General features: G+C 71.0%; 16 protein-coding genes and 1 pseudogene. 10 read left to right on the plus strand and 7 right to left on the minus strand.

Going from position 1 to position 25437, the window contains the following annotated elements:
* Nucleotides 1–62 precede the first annotated feature (62 nt).
* Nucleotides 63–1415 carry an MFS transporter gene (locus AC4D2C_RS13970; RefSeq protein ID WP_490915474.1) on the minus strand — a complete coding sequence of 451 codons (1353 nt, stop codon included), beginning with the start codon at nt 1413–1415 and terminating at the stop codon, nt 63–65.
* Nucleotides 1416–1659: 244 nt separating this feature from the next.
* Nucleotides 1660–2610, minus strand: a pseudogene (locus tag AC4D2C_RS13975) (proteasome assembly chaperone family protein); the annotation flags it as partial.
* A gap of 124 nt (nt 2611–2734) precedes the next feature.
* Here AC4D2C_RS13975 and AC4D2C_RS13980 point away from each other — a divergent pair.
* From AC4D2C_RS13980 to AC4D2C_RS13995, 4 genes are all read left to right on the plus strand, one after another.
* Nucleotides 2735–4282 carry a leucyl aminopeptidase gene (locus AC4D2C_RS13980; protein ID WP_490915475.1) on the plus strand — a complete coding sequence of 516 codons (1548 nt, stop codon included), beginning with the start codon at nt 2735–2737 and terminating at the stop codon, nt 4280–4282.
* Between the two features lie 289 nt (nt 4283–4571).
* On the plus strand, nt 4572–5954 hold the full coding sequence (lpdA, locus tag AC4D2C_RS13985; protein ID WP_490915476.1) for a dihydrolipoyl dehydrogenase: 1383 nt from the start codon (nt 4572–4574) through the stop codon (nt 5952–5954).
* A 153-nt stretch (nt 5955–6107) separates the two neighbouring features.
* Nucleotides 6108–7958, plus strand: a complete 1851-nt coding sequence (gene sucB / locus AC4D2C_RS13990) for a 2-oxoglutarate dehydrogenase, E2 component, dihydrolipoamide succinyltransferase (protein WP_490915477.1) — start codon at nt 6108–6110, stop codon at nt 7956–7958.
* Nucleotides 7959–8166: 208 nt separating this feature from the next.
* A complete protein-coding gene (locus AC4D2C_RS13995) occupies nt 8167–8598 on the plus strand; it encodes an OsmC family protein (RefSeq protein WP_490906366.1) in 432 nt (143 codons plus the stop codon).
* A gap of 134 nt (nt 8599–8732) precedes the next feature.
* On the opposite strand, the gene AC4D2C_RS14000 is transcribed toward AC4D2C_RS13995, so the two are convergent.
* The gene (locus AC4D2C_RS14000) at nt 8733–12188 is read right to left on the minus strand and encodes a S41 family peptidase (protein ID WP_490915478.1); all 3456 of its coding nucleotides are present in this window, start codon (nt 12186–12188) and stop codon (nt 8733–8735) included.
* A 193-nt stretch (nt 12189–12381) separates the two neighbouring features.
* Here AC4D2C_RS14000 and AC4D2C_RS14005 point away from each other — a divergent pair, with 193 nt between their 5' ends.
* The gene (locus AC4D2C_RS14005; protein WP_490915479.1) at nt 12382–13290 is read left to right on the plus strand and encodes a TIGR01777 family oxidoreductase; all 909 of its coding nucleotides are present in this window, start codon (nt 12382–12384) and stop codon (nt 13288–13290) included.
* Nucleotides 13291–13434: 144 nt separating this feature from the next.
* On the opposite strand, the gene AC4D2C_RS14010 is transcribed toward AC4D2C_RS14005, so the two are convergent.
* A complete protein-coding gene (locus AC4D2C_RS14010; protein ID WP_490915480.1) occupies nt 13435–15453 on the minus strand; it encodes a serine/threonine-protein kinase in 2019 nt (672 codons plus the stop codon).
* A 136-nt stretch (nt 15454–15589) separates the two neighbouring features.
* Here AC4D2C_RS14010 and AC4D2C_RS14015 point away from each other — a divergent pair, with 136 nt between their 5' ends.
* The 4 genes from AC4D2C_RS14015 to AC4D2C_RS14030 all read left to right on the plus strand — a co-directional run bounded on the left by AC4D2C_RS14015 (nt 15590) and on the right by AC4D2C_RS14030 (nt 18610).
* Nucleotides 15590–16021 (plus strand): hypothetical protein, encoded by a 432-nt coding sequence (locus AC4D2C_RS14015; protein WP_490915481.1) that lies wholly within the window; start codon nt 15590–15592, stop codon nt 16019–16021.
* A 9-nt stretch (nt 16022–16030) separates the two neighbouring features.
* Nucleotides 16031–16768 (plus strand): lipoyl(octanoyl) transferase LipB, encoded by a 738-nt coding sequence (lipB, locus tag AC4D2C_RS14020; RefSeq protein WP_490915482.1) that lies wholly within the window; start codon nt 16031–16033, stop codon nt 16766–16768.
* Nucleotides 16765–17766 (plus strand): lipoyl synthase, encoded by a 1002-nt coding sequence (gene lipA / locus AC4D2C_RS14025; protein ID WP_490906374.1) that lies wholly within the window; start codon nt 16765–16767, stop codon nt 17764–17766. The genes lipB and lipA overlap by 4 nt, the downstream gene beginning before the upstream one ends.
* A gap of 94 nt (nt 17767–17860) precedes the next feature.
* A complete protein-coding gene (locus AC4D2C_RS14030) occupies nt 17861–18610 on the plus strand; it encodes a DUF4191 domain-containing protein (protein WP_490915483.1) in 750 nt (249 codons plus the stop codon).
* Nucleotides 18611–18760: 150 nt separating this feature from the next.
* On the opposite strand, the gene AC4D2C_RS14035 is transcribed toward AC4D2C_RS14030, so the two are convergent.
* Nucleotides 18761–19198, minus strand: a complete 438-nt coding sequence (locus tag AC4D2C_RS14035; RefSeq protein WP_490906377.1) for an RDD family protein — start codon at nt 19196–19198, stop codon at nt 18761–18763.
* A gap of 252 nt (nt 19199–19450) precedes the next feature.
* On the opposite strand from AC4D2C_RS14035, the gene glnA (AC4D2C_RS14040) reads away from it, so the two are divergent.
* Nucleotides 19451–20875, plus strand: coding sequence for a type I glutamate--ammonia ligase (gene glnA, locus AC4D2C_RS14040; protein ID WP_490915484.1), 1425 nt, complete (start codon nt 19451–19453; stop codon nt 20873–20875).
* Nucleotides 20876–21009: 134 nt separating this feature from the next.
* Here the strand turns inward: glnA (AC4D2C_RS14040) and AC4D2C_RS14045 are convergent, their stop codons facing one another.
* Together AC4D2C_RS14045 and glnA (AC4D2C_RS14050) are read right to left on the minus strand one after the other, a co-directional pair.
* The gene (locus AC4D2C_RS14045; RefSeq protein WP_490915485.1) at nt 21010–24018 is read right to left on the minus strand and encodes a bifunctional [glutamine synthetase] adenylyltransferase/[glutamine synthetase]-adenylyl-L-tyrosine phosphorylase; all 3009 of its coding nucleotides are present in this window, start codon (nt 24016–24018) and stop codon (nt 21010–21012) included.
* Between the two features lie 46 nt (nt 24019–24064).
* The gene (gene glnA, locus AC4D2C_RS14050) at nt 24065–25405 is read right to left on the minus strand and encodes a type I glutamate--ammonia ligase (protein ID WP_490906515.1); all 1341 of its coding nucleotides are present in this window, start codon (nt 25403–25405) and stop codon (nt 24065–24067) included.
* Between the last annotated feature and the right edge of the window lie 32 nt (nt 25406–25437).

The raw sequence follows: 25437 nt of genomic DNA on the forward strand, positions 1-25437 counted from the left end.
GCCGTATGTGGACAACCGCGGCGCCGGGCCGCAGGGAGGCGGCCGCCACCTCCCCTGCGTCCCTAGCCGCCCTGGCCGCCCCGGCTCCTCCGGTCGGCCCTCGACTCGTGCCGGCGGCGCCGCTCGCGGGCCAGGGCCTCGCGCAGCGGCGGCACCACGACGCCCTGCTCCGCCATGCGCCGTCGGACCCTCCGCCGCGCGATCAGGACGGCGACGACCCCCGCCGCGAGGACCACGAGCTGCGCCGCCATCGCGACGCGGAACGACTCGAGCGCGTAGAGGTCGCCCCGCGAGAACCCGCTGCCCACAAGGAGGTCGAGAACCACGCCGATGACGAACATCGACACCAGGGAGGCCACGAAGCCGCCGATGTTCACGATGCCGGTGGCGGTGCCCATGCGCACGGCGGGGTTGAAGGTGCGGGCGAAGTCGAACGCGATCATCGACCCGGGCCCGCCGACGGCCAGGGCGATCACCAGCAGGACCAGCAGCGGCAGCGGCGCGGGCCCCGGGTAGAGCAGGACGGCCAGCCAGGCGGTCGCGATCAGCCCGGCGATCGCGAGGACCATGGTGGACCGGCGCAGCGGGTGCCTCCCTACGTACCGGCCGAGGAAGGGCCCGCATATGATGCCCACGGCCACGAAGAGGGTCATCAGGGCCGACGCGGCGCCCTCCCCGATCTTCTCGGCCCGCACCAGGTAGGGGTAGCCCCACATGAGCACGAAGACCGTCCCCGGGAACTGGATGGTGAAGTGCGACCAGAGGCCGAGACGCGTGCCCGGCTGCTTCCACGCCTGCGCGAGGGACGTGCCGGTCTGCCTCAGCGTCTGCGCTCTGCGCCCGCTGCCCGCCACGGGCGAGTCCCGGATGACGGTCGCGGCGAGGACGACGGCGACCACCGACAGCGCCGCGGCCGCGAGGAACGCGGACTGCCACCCGTAGGCCGCGAGCAGGGCCACGAACGGGATGACGGAGACCACCTGCCCGAGCTGCCCGATGATCCCGGTCCACTGCGTGAGGACCGGGATGCGCCGGGGCTCGAACCAGGCCGGCAGCAACCGCAGGACGCTGATGAAGGTCGCCGCATCGCCCGCGCCCACGAGCAGGCGACCCACGATGCCGGCTCCCACCGAATCGGCGAAGGCCAGCTGCGCCTGCCCGAGCGCCATCAGGACGCCGCCCGCCACGATCAGGGTCCGCGGCCCCCACCGGTCCACGAGCACGCCCACCGGGACCTGCAGGCCCGCATACACGAGCAGTTGCACCACGGTGAAGACCGACAGCTGCGAGGCCGAGGCGCCGAAGCGGTCGGTGGCCTCGAGCCCGGCCACCCCGAAGGTGGTGCGCTGCGTCACCGCGACGAGGTAGGCCGCCACCCCTGCGACCCACACCAGGAGTGCCCTCGAAGAATTCACGTCCCCATTATCGCGCGGCCGGCGTGGCGCCCGGCGCGGAGGACGGACGGGCGCCGGGTCAGCGTCGGGACGTGCCGTCGTCCCGGGTCTCCGGGGCGTCCGGGGCGTTCTGCCCGGCCGGCTCGTCACCGTCTCCGCCGTGCGCCTCACCGCGCCCCTCGCCGCGCCCCGAGTAGTCGATGGGAGAGGTGCCGGGGAACTCCGTGTCCCACAGGAGAGTCGACTCCTCCTCGGCCTGCGGGCTCGCGAGGTACGCCTCGACGGCGGCACCGAGCTCTTCCGCGCTCGCCAGTTCGCTGTTGTCCTTCACGAGCAGCGACCTGCGCTCGGCACCGTCCGCGTACTCGTCGTACCGCTTCTCGAGGGACGCGACCACCGACTGCACCTCCGCGGAGTTGTCGACCTGCCGTGCGATCTGGCGCTCGACGTCGCGTCCCGTCTCGCGCAGCCGGTCCGTCGGCAGCACCACGCGCGCGGTCGCGCCGAGGTATTCGAGCCCGGCCACCGCGGCAGGCGGGTACTCGGCATCGGCCAGGTAGTGCGGCACGTGGATGACGTGCCCGACGACGTCGTGCCCGGCCTCGATCAGGCGCAGCTCCAGGACGTGGCCGATCGACGCCTGCAGCTCGGCGGTGGGGCGCCACGCGTTCATGCCGTCGATGATGTCCGACCGGTTGCCGTGCAGAGTCACGCCGATGGGGCGCGTGTGCGGCACGGGCATCGGGATGGCGTGCACCCACGAGGTCATCGTCACGTCCAGCTCCTCCACGAGCCCGACGACGGCGCTCGCGAACCGCTCCCACTGGAGGTCCGGCTCCACGCCCGTGAGGAACAGGAACGGCTCCCCCAGCCCGTCGTAGAGGCGGTGCAGTTCCAGACGGTGCGGCTGGTAGTCCGTCAGGTGGTCCTCGGCGAAGGTGATCTTCGGGCGCCGGCCGCGGTAGTCCATGAGCTGGTCGGCGTCGAACTCGGCCACGAGGTCGTGGTCGAGGATCTCGAGCAGTTCCTCGCTGACCTGCGAGACGACATGGCCCGCGTCCATGAAGCCCGTGAGGCTCACGAGCAGGGGGAGGCCACGGCTCGCAGGGTCCTCGAAGACCTCGGCGTCGATGTTGTACAGGGTGCGTGGATCCAGCATGGCTCTCTCCTGACGGTTGGGTCCTGCTGTACTCAACACCGCCGATGCCGGCTTCATTCCGGAACAAGAATGCACCGGGCGCACGGACTACGATCGTCAGGACGGTTCCCGGACCACCAGATACCGGTGACCAAGAGCAATGCATCTGGACCACCCAGCCGGACACGAGGAGACAGATTCCGTGATCAAGACGACCGAACTACACCTGACCGCTTCCGCCGCGGAGCTCAGGAAGATCCCCAGTGACGCCCTCGTGATCGCGGTGGCGAAGGGGACGGACGGGCCGGTCCTGCTCGAGAGCCCTCTGCCCCCGAAGGCGGCGCGCGCGCTGGGCGACAGCCTCCAGGTCCTCGGGATCACCGGTGCCGCCGACGAGGTGCGTCGACTGCCCGGCCTCCCGGAGACCGGCGCCGATTCGCTCGTGCTGACCGGCGTCGGCCCCGCCACGCCGGGCGACGCGCTCGAGCCGGAGACGCTGCGCCGCGCCGCGGGTGCCGCGGTCCGCCACCTGACCGGCCTCGACACGGTCGTCCTGGCCCTGCCCGCCGAGACCGTGGACGCCGCGACCGCCGTCGCCGAGGGGGCCGCGTTCGGCGCCTACAGCTACGAGGGCCACAAGTCCGGCCTGAAGCCGGACGGCACCGTCGCCCCCGCCAAGGACAAGGACGCGGTCCGGAACGTCGTCGTGCACACGAGCGTGGCCGACGACGCCGACCTCGCCCCGGCGCTGCGGCGCTCCGTCATCCTCGGCAAGAACGTCAACGCCACGCGCTCGCTCGTGAACCAGCCGCCGAGCCACCTGTACCCCGAGACGTTCGCGCAGGCCGCCAAGGACCTCTCGCGCGGCCTCCCGGTGAAGATCACCGTGATGGACGAGAAGCGCCTCGAGCGCGACGGCTACGGGGGCATCCTCGGCGTCGGCAAGGGATCGTCCCGTCCGCCGCGCATGGTGAAGGTCGAGTACTCCCCCGCGAAGTCCGCCGTGCACCTCGCCCTCGTGGGCAAGGGCATCACGTTCGACTCGGGCGGGCTCTCGCTCAAGCCCGCCGCCGGCATGCAGACCATGAAACTGGACATGGCGGGTGCCGCCGCCGTCCTGACCACGCTCCTCGCCGTCGCCGAGCTCGGCCTCCCCGCGAAGGTCACGGCATGGCTCTGCCTCGCCGAGAACATGCCGTCGGGCTCCGCGCAGCGCCCCGAGGACGTGCTGTCGATCTACGGCGGTCGCACCGTCGAGGTGCTGAACACGGACGCCGAGGGCCGCCTCGTCATGGCCGACGGTCTCGCCGCCGCGAGCGAGGAGTCGCCCGATGCGATCATCGACATCGCGACGCTCACGGGCGCGCAGATGATCGCCCTCGGCACGCGGGTCTCGGGCGTCATGGGCGACGACGGCGTGCGCGACGCCGTGAAGGCTGCCGCCGACCGCGCCGGTGAGCAGTTCTGGCCGATGCCGCTGCCCGAGGAGCTGCGCCCGAGCCTCGAGTCGCAGGTCGCGGACATCGCCAACATCGGCGAGCGGAACGGCGGCATGATGACCGCCGCGGTGTTCCTCCGCGAATTCGTGGGCCAGGTCGACGGCGAGAAGATCCCGTGGGCGCACCTCGACATCGCCGGACCCGCGTTCAACGAGGGCGCGCCCTACGGCTACACGCCGAAGGCCGGGACGGGCGTCGGCGTGCGCACGCTGCTCGCCTACGTCGAGGACGTCCTCGCCCGCGCCCTCTAGCGCTATCGGGGGCACCGTGCCGGGCACGGTGCCCCCGATCGCCAGATCGCCCCGATCGCGTCCCCGCCCGCAGCCGACAGCAGACGGCCGACAGCAGGCACGTGACTCTGCGCACATCCGGACACTATGGCGTACACGACATGGTGTTCGGGTGGATGACGGCCCCCTGTGGGGATAGGGTGAAAAACGAGAGCATCAGCACCTGAGGGCCGCACCGCGACCGCATCAGCAACCGATCCATCCATCGACGCGCCGTGCGCGTCGACAGACCACGCGAGGGAGCGTTCAAGTGGCCGAAGCGGCAACTGCGCAAGAATTCGACATCCTGGTACTCGGTGGAGGCAGCGGCGGGTACGCTGCGGCCCTCCGCGCGGTACAGCTGGGCTTCACGGTGGGACTCATCGAGAAGGGCAAGCTCGGCGGCACCTGCCTCCACAACGGCTGCATCCCCACCAAAGCCCTCCTGCACTCGGCGGAGATCGCCGACGGCGCCCGGGACTCCGAGAAGTACGGTGTGAAGGCCAGCTTCGAGTCGATCGACATGGCAGCGGTCAACGCCTACAAGGACGGCATCATCGCCGGCAAGTACCGCGGACTGCAGGGCCTCATCAAGTCCAAGGGCATCACCGTCATCGAGGGCGCCGGCCGGCTCGCCTCGCAGAACACCATCGACGTCGACGGCACCGTCTACACCGGCAAGCACATCGTCCTCGCCACGGGGTCCTTCTCCCGCAGCCTCCCCGGCCTGGAGATCGGCGGCAAGGTCATCACCTCCGACCAGGCCCTGACGATGGACTTCGTCCCAAAGACCGCAATCATCCTCGGCGGCGGCGTCATCGGCTGCGAGTTCGCATCCGTGTGGAAGTCCTTCGGCGTGGACGTCACCATCATCGAGGCCCTCCCCTCCCTCGTTCCCAACGAGGACGCCTCGATCGTGAAGAACTTCGAGCGGGCGTTCAAGAAGCGCGGCATCAAGTTCAACACCGGCACGCGTTTCAAGGCCGTCCAGCAGAACGACGACGGCGTCGTGGTCACCCTCGAGGACGGCAAGACCTTCGAGGCGGACCTCATGCTCGTCGCCGTCGGTCGTGGACCCGTGACGCAGAACCTCGGCTACGAGGAGGCCGGCCTCACCATGGACCGCGGCTTCGTCATCACCGACGAGCGCCTCCACACCGGCGTCGGCACCATCTACGCGATCGGCGACATCGTCCCCGGCCTGCAGCTCGCCCACCGCGGCTTCCAGCAGGGCATCTTCGTGGCGGAGGAGATCGCCGGCCTCAAGCCCGTCGTCGTCGCCGACATCAACATCCCCAAGGTCACCTACAGCGATCCCGAGATCGCCTCCGTCGGCTACACCGAGAAGGCCGCCCGCGAGAAGTTCGGCGACGACCGCGTCGAGACCCACGAGTACAACCTCGCCGGGAACGGCAAGAGCTCCATCATCGGCACGGGCGGCATCGTCAAGCTCGTCCGCGAGAAGGACGGCCCCATCGTCGGCGTCCACATGCTCGGCAGCCGGATGGGAGAGCAGATCGGCGAGGCGCAGCTCATCGTCAACTGGGAGGCGTACCCCGAGGACGTCGCCCCGCTCATCCACGCACACCCGACCCAGAACGAGGCCCTCGGCGAGGCCCACCTCGCCCTCGCCGGCAAGCCGCTGCACGGCTGAGGCGGGAGCCCGGGTGTCACCGAAGAGCCCGGTCCACGCCATGAGGGCGTGGACTAAGCTCGGGAGCAGGAATTCAAAGCACGTCCAGCTGAGCGGGCCACGCTCGTCGACCAGCTGCCAAGGAATGATCTACGAAGGAGAAACGGGCGCATTATGTCTGAATCCGTGAACTTGCCCGCTCTCGGTGAAAGCGTCACCGAAGGCACTGTCACCCGCTGGCTGAAGGCCGTCGGGGACCGCGTCGAGGTCGACGAGCCCCTGCTCGAGGTGTCCACCGACAAGGTCGACACCGAGATCCCCTCGCCCATCGCGGGGGTCATCGAGGAGATCCTGGTGGCCGAGGACGAGACCGCCGAGGTCGGCGCCCCGCTCGTGCGGATCGGCGACGGTTCCGGCGGCGGCTCGGACGACAGCGACTCCGGCACCGCGGTTCCCGCCGCGGAGGAGACGGCTCCCGAGCCGGACGTCGCGGACGAGGCCCCCGCCGCCCCCGCCGCGAGCGGGTCCGAGCAGTCCAGCGACGCGCCCGGTGGGTCCGGTGACTCCGGGGACTCCTCCGAGGGCACCGAGGTCACCCTCCCCGCCCTGGGCGAGAGCGTGACCGAGGGCACCGTCACGCGCTGGCTCAAGGCCGTGGGCGACGACGTCGAGGTCGACGAGCCCCTGCTCGAGGTCTCCACCGACAAGGTCGACACCGAGATCCCCTCCCCCGTGGCGGGCAAGCTGCAGGAGATCCGGGTGAACGAGGACGAGACCGCCGAGGTCGGCGCCGTCCTCGCCGTGATCGGCTCCGGGGCGGACGCCCCGAGGAAGGTCGAAGCCGCCTCCGGGGAGCCCCTCGTGGCCGCGCCCGCCGAGGAACGCAGCGACGCCCCGACCGAGAAGCCCGGTGCCGACAAGGAAGCAGGCCGCGCCTCGGGCACGTCCGAGACCGACGACGACGCCAGTGGCGCCCCGGCACCCGCCGAGCAGAAGCCCGCAGCCCAGGAATCCGCACCGCAGGAATCCGCACAGTCGGACGGCTCCGCAGGCTCGGACACCTCGTACGTGACGCCGCTCGTCCGCCGCCTGGCGAACCAGAACGACGTCGACCTCGCGACGGTCAAGGGCACCGGCGTCGGTGGACGCATCCGCAAGCAGGACGTCCTCGAGGCCGCCGAGGCCCGCAAGGCAGAGCAGGCAGCTCCGGCAGCCGCACCGCAGGCAGCCCCCTCGGCCCCTGCACCGGCAGCGCCGGCAGCGTCATCGAGGCCCGCCGCTCCCGCGGTCGAGCCCTCGAAGCTGCGCGGCACGGTCGAGAAGGCCCCGCGCATCCGCCAGACCATCGCCAAGCGCATGCGCGAGTCCCTCGAGGTCTCCGCGCAGCTCACGCAGGTCATCGAGGTGGACATGACCCGCATCGCGAAGCTGCGGACCGCCTCGAAGGACTCCTTCCAGGCGCAGAACGGCGCGAAGCTCACCTTCCTCCCCTTCATCTCGAAGGCCGTCACCGAGGCGCTGAAGCAGCACCCGAAGCTGAACGCGTCCTTCGACGAGGAGAAGAAGGAGGTCACGTACCACGACGCCGAGCACCTCGCCATCGCGGTCGACACCGAGAAGGGGCTCCTGGTTCCCGTGATCAAGGACGCAGGCACCCTGAACCTCGGCGGCCTCGCGAAGAAGATCGCCGACGTGGGTGCGCGCACCCGCAACGGCCAGATCGGCCCCGACGAGCTCTCGGGCGGTACCTTCACGATCACGAACATCGGATCCGCCGGGGCACTCTTCGACACCCCGATCATCAACCAGCCCCAGGTCGGCATCCTGGGCACGGGCATCATCGTCAAGCGCCCCGTGGTGATCACGGGCGTCGACGGCGACGACACCATCGCCATCCGGTCGATGATGTACCTCAGCCTGACCTACGACCACCGCCTCGTGGACGGCGCCGACGCGGGCCGCTTCCTGCAGACGCTCAAGGCGCGGCTCGAGGGCGGCGCGTTCGAGGCGGACCTCGGCCTGTAGCACCCGTACCGCAAGCGGTACCGCACCGCCCCACCAGGAGCCGCGCCCCGCGAGGGGAGCGGCTCCTGTGCGTCCGGGCACACCGGATTCCCGCCCACGTCGATGCCGGTGCGCAACCCCTCCGGGGCCCGATGGAACTCGGCGGTGGCCCTCCCTAGGATGGGGACACGGGTGCGATCGCCGCGTCCGTCCGACAGCAAGGAGAACCATGGCTACCGTTCGTACAGCCCATACCGTCTGGAGTGGGGACCTCCCCTCCGGCTCGGGCCAGGTGACGCTCGATTCGTCCGGTCTCGGCACCTACGACGTCACGTGGAAGGCGCGCGCCGAGCAGTCGGGCGGCAAGACGAGCCCCGAGGAGCTGATCGCTGCCGCCCATTCGGCGTGCTTCTCCATGGCGTTCAGCGCCGCCCTCGGTGAGGAGGGCAGGACTCCCGAGCGCGTGGAGACCAAGGCCGAGGTCGACTTCCAGCCGGGCACGGGCATCACCGCCATCCGGCTCACGCTCGATGCGACGGTCCCGGACCTGTCCGAGGAGGACTTCCAGCGCGTGGCTCAGGCCGCCAAGGAGGGCTGCCCCGTCTCGCAGGCCCTTGCGGCCGTCAAGGACATCTCACTGACGGCGACGCTGCACGGCTGAGCCGACCCGGCCGAGACATGCCGCAGAGGAAGGAGGGCCCCGGACATCGTCCGGGGCCCTCCTTCGCGTCAGGGTCATCCGACCGGACGCGCCCGCAGATCAGGGCTCCGTCGCGGAGGGCCGGTGGGGCATGATCAGTCCCGCAGATCCTGCGGTCGCGCCGGCAGCGGCGCGGGCCGGCGGGACGGGTAGCCCTCCTTCGCGGGGGGCACGTCCATGGGGATCCCGGCGAGCATCTCCCGCAGCACCGCCACTCCCCGATCGAGCTGCGGGTCCTCGCCGGCGCGGTAGGCGTGCGGGGGGAACGGCACCTCGATGTCCGGGTCCACCCCGTGGTTCTCGATACCCCAGCCGACGCCGCCCGTCACGTGGAAGCCGTACCTCGGCTGGTTGACGCCGGTGCCGTCCGCGAGCGTGAACCGCCCGTCGATCCCCACGACCCCGCCCCATGTCCTCGTACCGATGACCGGTCCGATCCCCCGCAGCTTCGCGACCTGCGTGATGATGTCGCCGTCGGACCCTGCGAACTCGTCGGTGAGGACGACCACGGGCCCTCGGGGGGCGTGCGCCGGGTAGGTGCCAGGTGCCTCGCCGCGCGGCATGGACCACGCCGTGACGCGCCGTCCGATGAGTTCGGCCACGAGCTGCGAGGTGTGGCCGCCCCGATTACGGCGGACGTCGACCACGAGGGCGTCCCGCGCGGTCTCGCGGTCGAGGTCGCGGTGCAGCTGGCCCCAGCCGTGGGCGACCATGTCGGGGATGTGGAGGTAACCGAACCGGCCGTCGGAGGCCTGCTGGACGGCCGCCCTGTTCGCCGCGACCCAGTTCTGGTAGCGCAGGCGCTCCTCGCTGCGGAGCGGGACCACGGCGACGCGGCGGCGGGACCCCTCGGGTCCGTTGGCGGAGTCGCTCCTGGAGCGGACCGTGAGCTCGACCGCGATCCCTGCCGCCCCCGTCAGGAGGACGGACGGGCCGAAGGCAGCCGGCACCGGGACCCCGTCGACCGCCTCGATGACGTCACCTGCCCGGACCCCGACGCCCGGGGCGCTGAGGGGCGAGACCGCCTGCGGGTCGGAGGGCTCCGTGTCGAAGACCCGTGTGACGCGCCACCCGTCGTCAGCAGGCGCCAGGTCGGCACCGAGGAAGCCCTGGCGGCCCCCCGGCTCGGTGGTGAGCGCGGGTGCCACGTAGGCGTGGGACGTGCCGAGTTCACCGTGCAGCTCCCACAGCAGGTCGGCGAGGTCGTCGTGCGAGCCGAGCCGGTCGACGATCGGCAGGTACCGCTCCCTCACGCCGTCCCAGTCGACGCCCGCCATGTCCTCGGTCCAGAAGAAGTCGCGCTGCAGCCGCCAGGCCTCCTCGAACGCCTGCCGCCACACGCTGACCGGGTCGAGGGTCACACGGATGCGCTCGAGGGCCACCTCCGTTCGCTTCGGGGAGTCGGCGTCGGTCCTGCCGTCGGTCGGGATCGCCGTGACCTTCCCGCCTGCCCTCACCACCGCCGTCGTGCCGTCCCCGCTGACCTCGTAGGCATCGAGTTCCGTCGCCAGGACCTCCACGGTCCTGCGGGCGACATCGAAGCGCTCGAGCCGTCGGGGCGGCGCCTCGGCGGAGGACGACGCGCGTCCGTCCCCCGTGACGCCCCCGATCTCGCCGGCGCTCCAGAGCAGGCCACCGTCCACCGTGCGCAGGTGGTCGTAGGTGCCCTGGGCGACCGGCAACGCGATCGTGCGCGCCATCAGGAGGGCAGGATCGACGACGACGGGCGCTCCGGCATCCGGGGCGCCGTCCGCCGTCCCGCGTACGTCGGGCGGCGCCTCCGCGGTTCGCGTGCCCGCGGCGCTGGGCCCGAAGGGTGACGGCGTGGCTGCGGCGAGCGCTACGAGGTAGGGCTTGGTCGAGGCCGGGAAACTGAGGTCGAAGCGGTGGGTGTCGTAGACGGGGTCGAAGCTGCGGTCCGAGAGGAACGCGAGGTATCTGCCGTCGCGGGTGAATGCCGGCGACCAGTCGCGGAACCGCCCGTCGGTGACGGCGTGGATCTCGGTGGACCCTCCCGCCGTGACGTCGACGAGGCGGATACGGCTGCGTGTCCCTTCCTGCGCCACGGGCTCGGCCCAGGCCAGCCAGGCGGAGTCGTGCGAGAAGATGACGGAGTCGATCGGCCCGTGCTCCGTGGACGCGATCCGCCGGCGCTCGCCGCCGGCGAGGGTCACGAGCTCCAGGGCACCAGTCTCCGATGCCACCGCGGCACGGGTGCCGTCCGGGCTGACGGCGAGCGCGGAGGCGCGGAAGCGGCCCTCGAACCCGATGCGCTGAAGGTCCGCGACGGTCCCGGATGCCTGGGCCTGGAGCACCGCGGCCTCCCCGTCCGCCTCCGGGCCCCCCTGTGGCCCGTGCTGCCCGGTCTGCCCGGTCGGTACTGCGTGCCCGGTCTGCCCGGTCGGCACTGCGTGCCGGGCCCCGCCGTCCCGGTCCGCTGCGTCCGCCTGTCCTCCGCCGGGGACGTGGGCGAAGACGTCCCGGACGTAGAGGGCTTCCTCGCCGTCCAGGTCCGCGACGTACGCGACGCGGGAGCTGTCCATGGGGCGGCCGAGGCGTGCCCGCACGCCGGGCACGGCCTCGACGATGCGCGACGGTCCGTCACGGTGGGTCAGCCAGTGGAGAGTCCCGTGCGTCTCGACGATGGACGCGGAACCGTCGGCGGTCGGCACGGCGGCGGCGAGGTGCCGGCTCACCGGGAGGGGCAACGGCCGGCGGGCGGTGGACGCGGAGCCGAGCGTGATGTCCAGCCGCACGGCCTCCGCGTCGAGCGACGGCAGGTGCCAGAGGCGGCCCGCCGACTCGAAGACGATCCCGGTGCCGTCGGTGCTCGCATGGCGGACGTAGAAGTCGTCATGGTCCGTGTGCCTGCGCAGGTCGCCGCCGAGGCGGTCGACGGAGTAGAGGTTGCCGTGGCCCTCGTGGTCGGAGAGGAAGGCCACGCGACCGGCGACCCACATCGGGTCGCTCAGGTTGCCGTCGAGCTCGGGCAGGAACCTCCGGAAGTCCCCGCTCCCGTCGGCGTCCAGCCAGAACTTGCCGGCCGTCCCGCCGCGATAGCGCTTCCACCACGCCGGCTCCCGGGTGAGGACGCTGCCGATGAGCAGCGGCCTGCTGCCACCGACGGCAGGGCTCTCGGCGATCGCATCCACGGGACCGTAGGGAAGAACCGTCTGCGACGATCCATCGAGCGGTACGCGGTAGGCCCATCCCAGCCGCGCGTCCTCGTGCCGGAAGGCGCTCGTGGCCAGCACCTCGCCGGCCGCGGTGAATCCCTTCACGCGCGTGCTCTGGTGGCCCCAGTACGTGAGCCGGCGGAAGTTCCCGCCCTCGACGTCGGCGGCGACCACCTCGGGTGCCCCTCCCTGGACCACGGTCCACGCCAGGGTCGACCCGTCGGGCGAGAAACGGGGGCTCCTCGCGGCGAGCTGCAGCGCGGAGATACGCCATGCGCGTCCTCCGCCGAGGGGGGCCACCCAGACGTCATTCTCGGCGACGAAGGCGATGCGATCGCCGTGGAGGTGCGGGAAGCGGAGATAATCGGAGCGCATCCGTCGATCTTAGCCACGGCACCATTGCTGCCGGGGTGCGCGCCGCGCGCCCCCTACCCGGCGGGGCCGCGCCATCTCACGCCGTCCCCCGGGATGGGAAACGGCGTGCTCCTCGCGCGGGGCGGGTCCGCCGTCCGGCCGGTGACGCACCCCTCCGGTACCCTTCGCGGGTCGCAGGTGGTTCGATGGTTCCATGCGCATCCTCCTCGCCGGCGCGTCCGGGACCATCGGAACAGCCCTCACCCGCCATCTCGAGCAGGACCACGAGGTCAGGCGGCTCGTCCGCAGGGCGCCCAAGGGCCCCGGGCAGGTCCGCTGGAATCCCTCGGCCGGCGAGCTCGACGTCGCCGCCGTGGAATGGGCGGACGCCGTCATCAACCTCTCAGGGGCGGGCATCGCCGGCGGTCTCTGGACCAGGAGCTACAAGGAGACGCTCTACGCGTCCCGCATCATGCCGACCAGGACGCTCGTCGAGGCGATGCGCCGGGCATCGGACCCGCCCACCGTCTTCATCAGCCAATCGGCGTCCGGCTACTACGGGGACCGCGGGGACGAACTGCTGACCGAGGGGTCGTCGTCCGGTGACACCCTCATGGCGGACATCTGCCGGCGCTGGGAAGCGGAAGCACTCCGCGCGCCCGAGGGCGTCCGGGTGGTGCTGACGCGGACCGGCATCGTGATGGCGAAGGAAGGCGGGGCCCTGCCCAACCTGCTGATCCCGATTCGTCTCTTCGCCGGGACGGCCCTCGGCTCCGGGCGCCAGTGGTGGCCGTGGATCAGCCTGAACGACGAGGTCCGTGCCCTCGAGTTCCTCCTCACCGCACCCCTGTCCGGTCCGGTCAACGTCAGCGCCCCGGCACCGGCGACCCTGGACACGATCACGCTGCAGCTCGGCAGGGCCTTCCACCGGCCGGTCTGGTTCCGCGTCCCCGGTGCCGTCCTCACCGCCGTGATCGGGCAGCTCGGCCAGGAGCTCCTCCTCACGAGCGCCCGCATGGAACCGCGCGCGCTGACGGGCGCCGGCTTCGCCTTCGACGAGCCGACTCCCGAGGCGCTCGCCGACTGGGTGCACCGCAGCGTCACGCAGCGCGCCACCGCCTGACCGACCGCGCCACCGCCGTCCCGGCACCGGACCGCGGCCTGTCGCCTGGCCGCCGGTCCGGTTCCGGGACGGTGGACGTGCTGCCGCCCGGAGCGTGCAGGTACCTCCGTCGTCCTCGTGCCCCCCGTGGTCACGCCCGCGCTGTCACCCGGGTGGCGACACGACGGAGTGGATCCGCCAGCCGGGCTCCGTCCGCCAGAGGACGAAGAGGAGCTCCTGCTGCCCGGCGGCCGTGAGCGGGGCCGGTCCGGTATCCGACGGCAGTGATCCCACCGCCGTCTCCGTGTAGGCGGAGAGGGCCGCCGTCGCCCGGACGACGGCCACCTCGGTGCCCTCGGGCGGCGCAGCCACTGCCGGGAGGGATCCGACCTCCGGCAGTCCCGCGATATCCGCGCCGGTCAGCGCCACGGCATCCCGGATGTCGATCGAGAGGTCCCGGAGCACCCTGCCCGTGTCGGCGAGCGCTGCCACGGCGTCGAGATCCGCGCTCATCGCCGGTGACCCCGCAGCGTCCACGTCTGCGAGGACCACGGGGTCCGCCGTCCCGAACGCCGTCGCACGACGAGCCGCGAGTCGGCCCAGCGCAGTCACAGGGTCGGTCACCCGATCCTCGGTCGGCGGAGCATCGGCGGGCGGCGCGCCCCCGCCGGCTGCCCCGTCCGGTACCGGGTCCGGCACCCCGCCCTGCATCAGGTCCTCCGGTCCCCTCCCGTCGCCCTGCCCCGTGGGCACTAAGCCTCCGGACAGCGCCCGCGATGCACCCGTCCCGTCGAGGGTGAGCACGATCCCTGCGACGAGGAGCACGACGGCCACCAGCCCGGCGATCACCGCGACCGCGCCACGCGCCCGCCGTCCGTCCGGAACCGCCTTCCGTGCCCTTCCGTCGCGACGGTCACGGCGGGGACCGGGCCGGGGGTCACCGCGGCGGACCTCGCGGCCCGGGGACCTGCCGGGCCGCACAGCGGACGGGACACCGGCGGGTCCCGTCCTCGGGAACGCCACCCGGCGGGTCACCCGTTGCCACCGCGACATGCCTGCACCCGGGAGGTCGGCACGGCGTGTGAGCAACTCGGGCAGGACACTGGCGTGGACCGAGGACACCAGGTCCACCGGTGCCGGCACGGCGCTCGCCAGCAGCGTGCGGGCGAACTGGTCGGCGGTCGGGCGGCGGTCCCGGTCGGCGTCGAGCCCGTCCTCGATGAGCTGCACGAGCTGTGGTGGCACCTCCGGCACGATGAGGGCGAGCGGCGGTCTCTGCTCCGTGGGACCGGGAACGCGCCCGGTCAGCGCGAACCATGCCACGGCGGCCAGGGCGAACACGTCCGCTCCCGCGTCGAAGGAGCGCCGCCGTGCCGGGTCGAGGAAACCCGGTGTACCCGCGACGGCACCCGGTGCCGATCCGAGCACCCTCCCTGTCCCGAAGTCGCCGAGCAGCGGCTTCCCCTCCTCGGTGAAGAGGACGTTGGCGGGCGTCACGTCGCCGTGCAGCGCACCGGCGCCGTGCAGGGAGTCGAGCGCCTGCGCTACGGGGACCAGCGCCGTCACGACCTCCGGGATGGGGAGTGGACCGCGGCTCGTCACGAGGCCCAGCAGGGATCCTCCCTTGGCCAGGTCCATCAGGAGGCCGGGCCCGCGGTCCGTGTCGACGACCCGGTGCACCCTGAGCAGGTGCTCGTGCGCGAACCGCTGCAGGAGGCGGAGTTCCTGCTCCATGCCCCCCGCACTGCCGCCCGGCGCCTCCTGTCGCGGCAGTGCCTCCGCCGCCACGGACCGGTCCTCACCGCGACCAGCGGGACCGGGAAGGGATTCAGGCGCTCCGGACGGTGATGCAGGGCCCCCGGGAGCGGCGGCCCGCCGCCCACGTCGCCGCCCGTCCGGCACCGGCCCGGAGTGAACCGCATCGTCCCCCGGGCGCCGTGCCCGCGCCACCTTCAGCGCCAAAGGTCGCTCGGCGTCGTCGGTCACGAGCCATACGTTGGAGGAGCCGCCGCGCCCCAGGAGCCTTCCGACGCGCAGGCCCGCGACGGAAGGCCTGTCCGCGGCCTCCGGAGGATCCTCGGGCATCGGCGCGGACCCGGGCGCGGACCCAGGCGCGGACCCTGCTCCGACCGAGGGCGTCGTCCGGTCCTCCCCGGCATGCGGTGATCGCGTGACCTCACTCATGCATCAGTTCTAGGCCACGCGGGCGGCCGCCCTCCCGTTATCCACACCCCGATCGGTCGTCGACGGAGAACTGCTTGCGTTGCTAGAACACGTGTTCTAATTTTAAGGTCCCAGATCCCCGCGGAACAGGTGTGCCATGACCATCGATCCATCGAGTGCGGCCGGCGGCTGGCGGCCGTTGAACGAGCCGGTCGCCGTGACCTTCGGTGCCGCCAGCAGCGGACCGCAGCCCCTCGCCCTCCGCTGGCGGGGATCGCTCTGGCGGGTCGTCGGGGAGAGCCTCCACTGGTCCACCTGGCGGGCCCTTCCCGTCGAACCCCGCCACCCCGAGGACCACCCGCCCAGCCGCGGGCTCAGGGCGGACTTCTGGAGATTCCAGGCCCAGTCCAACCCCGTCTCGCCCATCCTGCATTTCGAGGTCAGAAGCGCCGGCAGCGGCTGGCGACTGGTGAGACTCGGCGCGACCTTCGATCTGCCGACCCCCGAGGCCGCTGACACGGCCTCCGACGGCGTCACAGCAGGATGTGCAAGCGCCGTCCCGGCAGGAGGTGTCGGCGGACAGGACTAGGCTTGCCCCATGACTCTTGTGCTGTCGCGCGTCGGCCTCGCTCCGGACTTCGTCGAGTACACGCAGGGCTGGGAGATGCAGAAGTCCCTGCACGAGCAGGTGGTCCTCGGCTCCGCGCCCAGCACCGTGCTCCTCCTCGAACACACCGCCGTCTACACGGCGGGTAAACGCACAGAGGACCACGAACGGCCCTTTAACGGGACCCCCGTCGTGCCCGTGGACCGCGGAGGGAAGCTGACCTGGCACGGGCCGGGGCAACTGGTCGGGTATCCGATCCTCGCACTCCGCGATCCTGCGCGCGTCGCCGAGTACGTCCACACCCTCGAGGAGATCATCATCGTCGCGCTGCGCCGCTTCGAGATCGACGGCATCCGGATCGACGGCCGGTCCGGCGTGTGGCTCGCCGCGGCCGGCGGACGGCCCGCACGGAAGATCGCGGCGATCGGCATCCGGGTGAAGGACCGCGTCACGATGCACGGTTTCGCGGTCAACTGCAGCAACGACCTGGCCCCGTTCCAGCAGATCGTGCCGTGCGGAATCAGCGACGCCGGGGTGACCTCCATCTCCGCCGAGTGCGGACGGACGGTGACGCCGGATGAGCTCGTGTCGCTGATCGAGGCGGGACTGCGCGAGAATGAGGCAGTGCTCGTGGGCGGCGTCGGGACCGACTCGCCCCCGGCAGGCATCGCCACTGCCGGACCGACCGGCCCGGCCCAGCACACCCCGTCAGAAGGAGCCTTACTGTGAGCCTTGCACCCGAGGGTCGCCGCCTGCTGCGCATCGAGGCGCGCAATGCCGAGACACCGGTGGAGCGCAAGCCGGACTGGATCAAGGCGAAGGTCAACATCGGTCCCGAGTTCGTGGCGATGAAGAACCTCGTCAAGAAGGAAGGGCTGCACACCGTCTGCGAGGAAGCGGGCTGCCCCAACATCTTCGAGTGCTGGGAGGACCGCGAAGCGACCTTCCTCATCGGCGGCTCCGAATGCACGAGGCGCTGCGACTTCTGCCAGATCGACACCGGCAAGCCGCAGCCGCTGGACAGGAGCGAGCCGTTCAAGGTGGCGCAGTCCGTGCAATCGATGAACCTGCGCTACGCCACCGTCACCGGTGTCGCCCGCGACGACCTCCCCGACGAGGGTGTCTGGCTGTACGCGGAGACCATCCGCCAGATCCACAGCATGAACCCGGGCACCGGCGTGGAGATCCTCATCCCCGACTTCTCCGGGCGCCCGGAGCACATCGCAGCGATCTGCGACGCCGCCCCGGAGGTCTTCGCGCACAACGTCGAGACGGTGCCGCGCATCTTCAAGCGCATCCGCCCCGCGTTCCGCTACGACCGCTCCCTCGACGTGATCACGCAGGGCCGCGACCTCGGGATGGTCACGAAGTCCAACCTCATCCTCGGCATGGGCGAGACGCGCGAGGAGATCTCGGAGGCCCTGCGGGACCTGCACGCGGCAGGGTGCGACCTCATCACGATCACGCAGTACCTCCGGCCGAGCGAGCGCCACCTCCCCGTGGACCGCTGGGTCAAGCCCGGCGAGTTCGTCGAGCTCAGCGAGGAGGCGGAGGAGATCGGCTTCCTCGGCGTCATGAGCGGCCCTCTCGTGCGCTCCTCCTACCGTGCCGGCCGCCTCTGGGCCCGCGCCATGCGGAAGAAGGGCCTCGAGCTCCCGCCGGAGCTCGCACACCTCGACGACTCCGGATCGGCGTCCCAGGAGGCATCCTCCCTCCTCGCGGGCTGAGGCAGGGCAGGCGACAGGCGGACGACGGCGGGGCGCGCCGTCGTCCGTCCGGACCGGAGGGCGTGCATCAGCTATCCCGTAGAATCGAAGCACTATGTCGCACATGATCGATCCTTCAGGTCCCCCGCCCAGACGCCGGCTTTTCTCGCGCAAGCCGAAAGCCGGGAAGGGACCGAAGAAGACCGGCCGGATGAAGCAGATCGCCCAGGTCTTCCAGATGACCCGGCGCAACGATCCGAGCGCCGTCTGGTTCATGCTGCTGGCCTTCATCGGCATCATCGCCCTGGGCCTGCTGATCGGTCTGCTGATCGGCAACGTCATCACCCTGATGATCATCGCGATCCCGCTCGCGTTCCTCGCCGCGATCTTCATCCTGTCGCGGAGGGCGGAGCGCGCTGCGTTCTCCCAAATCGAGGGCAAGCCCGGCGCCGCCGGCGCGGCCCTCAGCGTGCTGCGCCGCGGCTGGATCCTGCAGGAGCAGCCGGTGGCCGTCAACCCGCGCACGCAGGACGCGGTGTTCCGGGTCATCGGCCGGCCGGGCGTCATCCTCGTCTCCGAGGGGCCGTCGTCGCGCGTGAAGCAGCTGATCGACGGGGAGAGGCGCAAGATGGCACGCATCATCCCGAACGTCCCCGTCCACGTCATCGAGACGGGCCGTGATGACCGCCAGGTCCCGCTCGCCAAGGTGCCGAAGGCCGTACAGAAGCTCAAGAAGACGCTGACGAAGCAGGAGGTCCACGCCGTCGACAAGCGGCTGAGCGCGCTCGGCACCAAGCTCCCGATCCCGAAGGGCGTGGATCCCTTCAAGGCCCGCCCGGACCGCAAGGCCATGCGCGGACGCTGAAGCCCGCGGACGCCGACCGCACACCTCACGGATGGCCGGTCCCCGCCCCCGGACACGTCTCCGTCCGGACACACGACGAGCCCCTCCCGCATCGGAAGGGGCTCGTTCTGTGTTCAGGTACGTATGCCCGGATGTTCAGGTGCGTACCGCCTAGATGCGGAACAGGCCCGTGCCGCGCGCCCGGTCGTGGAGGCCGCGCTGATCGGCGTCGATCACGAGCGGGGGGATGACCAGGCACAGGAGGACGCTGCGGATGAGGGCCGTCAGGAAGCCGGCCGGCCGCCCGTCGAGCGTCTGCACCTGCATCCGCAGGAACCTGTGACCGATGCTGTAACCGAAGAACCCCACGAACAGCACCTGTTCCACGAGGAAGATGTACAGGGTCGCGAAGCCGTCGTAGCCGAAGAAGGCGGCCGAGATCAGGGAGCAGATGATCCAGTCGATGAGGAGCGCTCCCGCCCGGGGCCCGAAGCGCGCCAGGGATCCCGGGCCCGCGGCGGGCCGGCCGAGCCGCTGGCCGGGCCAGTCCTGGCCGCCCGACGGCGGCGGGCCTTCCATCCATGAGCCCACATCATTCCTGTTCACCACCCCTCCAGCGTACCGGCAGGGACCGGCCCGCATTATGCCTCCGCCCGTCGGGACGCGCTAGGGTGGAGAGCGCAGTCCTTCTCACGTAACGTCCCCGAAACAAAGGCGACACCAGCGAGAAACTGCCCGCTCCTACAGTGGGGACGAGTCGGCGGCAGCGTTCCACCTGTCAGAGCTCGGGACCACCGTGCGGAGCAGGGACACGCGCTGGCGCCGGGTCTTTCACCAGCCATGCGATAGGAGCATGATTCGATGTTCAAGAATGCGGACGAGGTCCTCACATTCATTGCCGACGAAGACATCCGGTTTGTCGACGTCCGGTTCACCGATCTTCCTGGGGTGCAGCAGCACTTCAACGTACCTGCGAAGTCGGTCGACGCGGACTTCTTCGTGCACGGCCAGCTCTTCGACGGGTCCTCGATCCGAGGCTTCCAGGGCATCGCGGAATCCGACATGCAGCTCATCCCGGACGTGACGACGGCGTTTATTGACCCGTTCCGTACCGAGAAGACCCTCGCGCTGAACTTCTCGATCGTCAACCCGCGCACGGGCGACCCCTACCACCGTGACCCCCGCAGCGTCGCCGAGCGGGCCGAGGCCTACCTGTCCTCGACCGGCATCGCCGACACCGCGTTCTTCGCACCCGAGGCCGAGTTCTTCATCTTCGACAACGTGCAGTACGAGTCCTCCCCGCAGGGCAGCTTCTACAAGGTCGACTCCATCGAGGCCCCCTGGAACAGCGGGCGCGAGGAAGTGGGCGGCAACCTGGGCAACAAGACGCCCTTCAAGGGCGGCTACTTCCCGGTCTCCCCCGTGGACAAGCAGGCCGACCTCCGCGACGCCATCTGCGTGGAGCTCGACAAGGCGGGCCTCGAGGTCGAGCGGTCGCACCACGAGGTCGGCGGCGCCGGCCAGGCCGAGATCAACTACAAGTTCACGACGATGACGCACGCCGCGGACGACCTGCAGAAGTTCAAGTACATCGTGAAGAACGTCTCCGACGCCTGGGGCAAGACGGCCACGTTCATGCCGAAGCCCGTCTTCGGTGAGAACGGGTCCGGCATGCACTGCCACCAGTCGCTGTGGACCAACGGTCAGCCGCTGTTCTACGACGAGCGCGGCTACGCAGGACTGTCGGACACCGCCCGCTGGTACATCGGCGGCCTGCTCAAGCACGCCTCCGCCGTGCTCGCCTTCACCAACCCGACCGTGAACTCCTACCGTCGCCTGGTCAAGGGCTTCGAGGCGCCGGTCAACATGGTGTACTCGCAGGGCAACCGCTCCGCCGGTATCCGCATCCCCATCACGGGCTCGAACCCGAAGGCCAAGCGCATCGAGTTCCGGGCACCGGACCCGTCGTCGAACCCGTACCTCGCGTTCGCCGCGCAGCTCATGGCGGGCCTCGACGGCATCAGGAACCGCATCGAACCAGCCGAGCCCATCGACAAGGACCTCTACGAGCTGCCCGCCGAGGAGGCCAAGGACATCCAGAAGGCTCCCGGCTCCCTCGAGGAGGCGCTCCTGGCCCTCGAGGCGGACAACGAGTTCCTGCAGGCCGGCGACGTGTTCACGCAGGACCTGATCGACACGTGGATCGAGTACAAGCGCGAGATGGAGATCAAGCCGCTCTCGCTGCGCCCGAACCCGTACGAGTTCGAGCTCTACTACGGCGTCTAGCTGCATCCAGCACCGCAGCACCGGCGACGGCGGCCCTCCCATCCGGGACGGCCGCCGTCGTCGTGTCCGGCCGTGTTCTGCTCGTGTGCGGCAACGAGGCCGGCCCGGGACCGGCCAGTTCGCGTCGGGGCCGCTCAGTACCCGTAGAAGTGCCGCTCGAAGACACCCCTGCTGCGCCGGGTCATGCGGAGGTAGTCCTCCTCGAGCGCCGAGCCGCTGTCCGGCCCGTACCCGCACCACCGCGCCACTGCCTCGAGGTCGCGCCGCGACGACGGCAGGAGGTCGGAGCCGCGGCCGCTCCAGATGACGTTCGCCGCCCGGATGCGCGTCGCGAGGTTCCAGCTCTCGCGGAGCAGGGCGACGTCGTCCACCGGGAGCAGGCCCTCCGCGGCGATGACGTCCAGGGCGGCGAGGGTTGACTGCACGCGCAGGGCCGGGATCGCCCGGGCGTGCTGCAGCTGGAGCAGCTGCACGAGCCACTCGACGTCGCTCAGGGCGCCGCGGCCGAGCTTCAGGTGGCGGGACGGATCCGCGCCGCGCGGGAGCCGCTCGGACTCCACGCGGGCCTTGATGCGGCGGATCTCCCGGACATCCGTCTCGCCGAGCTCCTCCGGGTACCGCACCGGGTCGATCACCTCGAGGAACTCGGCGGCCAGCCCGTCGTCGCCCGCGAGCGGACGTGCCCGCAGGAGCGCCTGCGCCTCCCACACGAGCGACCAGCGCCGGTAGTACTCCCGGTAGGAGTCTATGGACCGCACCATCGCCCCCTGCTTGCCCTCGGGCCGCAGCGCCGCGTCGATCTCGAGGACGCGCTCCGCGAGCACGGGCGGTTTGCACGGCTGCGTGAGCAGGGCGGCCAGGCGCGCCACGATCGCCTCCGCCTGCTTCTGCGCGGCCGCCTCGTCGGCACCCGGGAACGGGCGGTGGACGTAGATGACGTCGGCATCCGAGCCATAGGTGATCTCGCGCCCGCCCTGGCGTCCCATCGCCATGACGACGACGTGCGTCAGCTGCTCCTCCTGCCCGAACACCTGGCTCTCGACGACGTGCAGGGCCCCGAGGATCGCGGCGCGGTCGGCATCGGCGAGGGCCCTGCCCACCTGGGCCTGGGACAGCAGGCGGGAGCTGTCGGCGATGGCGATGCGCAGCAGCTCCCGACGGCGGATGAGCCGGATCAGCCGGATGGCCTCCCCCGGTTCGGGGTGCCGGGACATCTTCGACTGGATCTCCTGCCACTGCGCGTCGAACGTGTCGGGTACCAGCGCCGCGTCGGAGCCGAGCCACTGCGTCGATTCGGGCGACACCTCCAGCAGGTCGGCGATGAACCGGCTGCTCGACAGGACGGCGCAGAGTCGCTCGGCGGCCGCGTTCGAATCGCGGAGCATCCCCAGGTACCAGTGGCTCTCCCCCAGCGACTCGCTGAGCCGGCGGAAGCCGAGAAGGCCGGCATCGGGATCGACGCCGTCGGCGAACCATGCCAGGAGGATGGGCAGGAGCTGCCGCTGCAGCATCGCGCGCCGCCGCAGGCCCCCGGTGAGCGCCTCGATGTGGCGCATGGCGCCGCGCGGGTCGAGGTAGCCGAGGGCGGCGAGGCGGGCCTGCGCCGCCTCGGCCGTGAGCTGGACGTCCTCGGGCCGCAGCGTCGCCGCGTTGTTGAGCAGGGGCCGGTAGAAGATGGACTCGTGGAGCCGCCGGACGAGCTTCCGGGTGCGCTGCCACGCGTCGTTGAGGCTCTGCGGGCTCGGCCGCACCGTGACCAGGCAGCCCTGGGACGATCGGGCGAGGGCCCGCAGGGCGCTCTCGTCCTCCGGCATCAGGTGCGTGCGACGCATCTGCACGAGCTGGATGCGGTGCTCGAGGACCCGCAGGTAGCGGTACGCGTCGTCGAGGTCGAGGGCGTCGGACCGGCCGATGTACCCCGCGGAACTGAGCGCGCCGATCGCGGTGACGGTGTCCCGGATCCGCAGCGACTCGTCCAGCCGGCCGTGCACGAGCTGCAGCAGCTGGACGGTGAACTCGACGTCGCGCAGCCCGCCCGGTCCGAGCTTGAGCTGCCGGGCCTCCTCCTCGCGCGGGATGTTGTCGGTGACGCGGCGCCGCATCGCCCGGACGGCCTCCACGAAGCCCTCGCGCTGCGACGACGCCCACACGAACGGGGCGATGGCCTCCTCGTACCGGCGGCCGAGCCCGGGGTCGCCGGCGGCGGCGCGGGCCTTCAGGAGCGCCTGGAACTCCCATGTCTTCGCCCAGCGCTCGTAGTAGGAGATGTGGGACTGCAGCGTGCGGACGAGCTGGCCGTCCTTGCCCTCGGGGCGGAGGTTGGCGTCGACCTCCCAGAGAGCCGGCTCCGCTCCGGTGGAGTAGACGCCGCGGGCCATGCCGGAGGCCAGGCCCGTCCCGATCCTCGTGACGCTTGTGTCGTCGAGGTCCTCGCCCTCCACCACGTAGATCACGTCGACATCGGAGATGTAGTTGAGCTCGCGTGCGCCGCACTTGCCCATGGCGATGACGGCCAGCCGGACGCGCGCGACGACGTCGGGCCCGTGCACCTGCCCCAGCTCGGCCCGGGCGACGGCGAGGGAGGCCTCGAGCGCGGCGGTGGCGAGGTCCGCCAGTTCGCGGGCGACGACGGGCAGGTAGTCCACCGGCACGCAATGGCCGAGGTCGCGGACCGCCAGGTCCGTCAGGTGGCGCCGGTAGGCCACACGGAGCCTGCGGTACGCGTCGGGGCCGGTGACACCGGCCACGGGGTTGTCCTCCGACGGATCGGCATCGACGGAGAGCAACAGCTCGGACCTCAGGTACTCCGGTAGGACGACGGCCGGCGTCGCGGGGCCCGGCCGGACCACGTCGAGGTGCTCGGGGCGGCGCATGAGGAACTCGCCGAGCGCCTCGGATGCTCCCAGGAGCCGGAACAGCGGTGCCCGCCGGCCCTCGTCCGAGAACACGGTCAGCACGGCCTTCCGGCTGCCCGCCAGGAGGCGCACGAAGGACTGCAGCGCCAGACCGGGGTCGGCGGCCACGGCGAGGCCGGCGAAGAGGTCGTCGTCGTTCAGCCCGACCAGTTCGGGCGCGTCCAGGAACCGCCGGCTCTTCTCGAGGTCCGTGAAGCCGTAACTGATCAGCTTGCGGTTGAGGCTCATCCTCCAACCCTAGCCATGTCGGCTCCGGCTCCGGTTCCGGCAGGCACTACAGGATGTTGAGGTTCCTGCGCAGCTCGTACGGTGTCACCTGGATCCGGTAGTCGTGCCACTCGGCGCGCTTGTTGCGCAGGAAGTTCTCGAAGACCTGCTCCCCGAGGATGTCCGCCACGAGCTCCGACTCCTCCATCACGCGGATGGCGTCGTGCAGGCTCGCTGGCAGCGGGTCATGGCCCATGGCGCGGCGTTCGGCGGCCGTCAGGCTCCACACGTCGTCCTCGGCGGCCGGCGGGAGCTCGTAGCCCTCCTCGATACCCTTGAGACCGGCGCCGAGGAGCACGGAGTAGGCGAGATAGGGGTTGCTCGCGGAGTCGATGCCGCGGTACTCGATGCGTGCGGACTGTCCCTTGTTGGGCTTGTAGAGCGGCACACGGACCAGGGCGGAGCGGTTGTTGTGGCCCCAGGAGAGGTAGCTGGGCGCCTCGCCGCCGCCCCAGAGGCGCTTGAACGAGTTCACGAACTGGTTGGTGACGGCCGTGAACTCAGGCGCGTGACGCAGGATGCCGGCGATGAACTGGCGTGCGGTCCTGGACAGCTGGAACTCGGCGCCGGCCTCGAAGAACGCGTTCGTGTCCCCTTCGAAGAGGGAGAAGTGGGTGTGCATGCCGGAGCCGGGGTGCTCGGAGAACGGCTTGGGCATGAAGGTCGCGTAGCTGCCGGAGGTCAGGGCGACCTCCTTGATGATGGTGCGGAACGTCATGATGTTGTCCGCCGTCTGCAGCGCGTCCGCGTACCGCAAGTCGATCTCGTTCTGCCCCGGCCCGGCCTCGTGGTGGCTGAACTCCACGGAGATGCCCACGGACTCCAGCATCGCGACCGCGGTCCTGCGGAAGTCCTGGGCCACGCCACCGGGGACGTGGTCGAAGTAGCCGGCGTGGTCGACGGGCACGGGCTGGCCGTCCGCGCCCAGGTCGGCGGACTTGAGGAGGTAGAACTCGATCTCGGGGTGCGTGTAGCAGGTGAAGCCCATGTCGGCGGCCTTCGCCAGGGTCTTCTTGAGGACGCCGCGCGGATCGGCGGTGGAGGGCCGGCCGTCGGGCGTCAGGATGTCGCAGAACATGCGCGAGGTCTGTTCCTTCTCCCCGCGCCACGGGAGGATCTGGAACGTCGACGGATCCGGCTGCGCCAGCATGTCCGACTCGTACACCCGGGCGAGTCCCTCGATGGAGGACCCGTCGAAGCCGAGCCCTTCGGCGAACGCGCCTTCCACCTCGGCCGGAGCGAGTGCCACGGATTTCAGGGAGCCGACGACGTCGGTGAACCACAGCCGCACGTAGCGGACGTCCCGCTCCTCGATGGTGCGCAGTACGAACTCCTGCTGCCGGTCCATGACCACCTCTTCCCGTTCCTCGTCGCCCGGCC

The sequence above is a fragment of the Arthrobacter sp. TJ-240 genome (assembly GCF_058269195.1).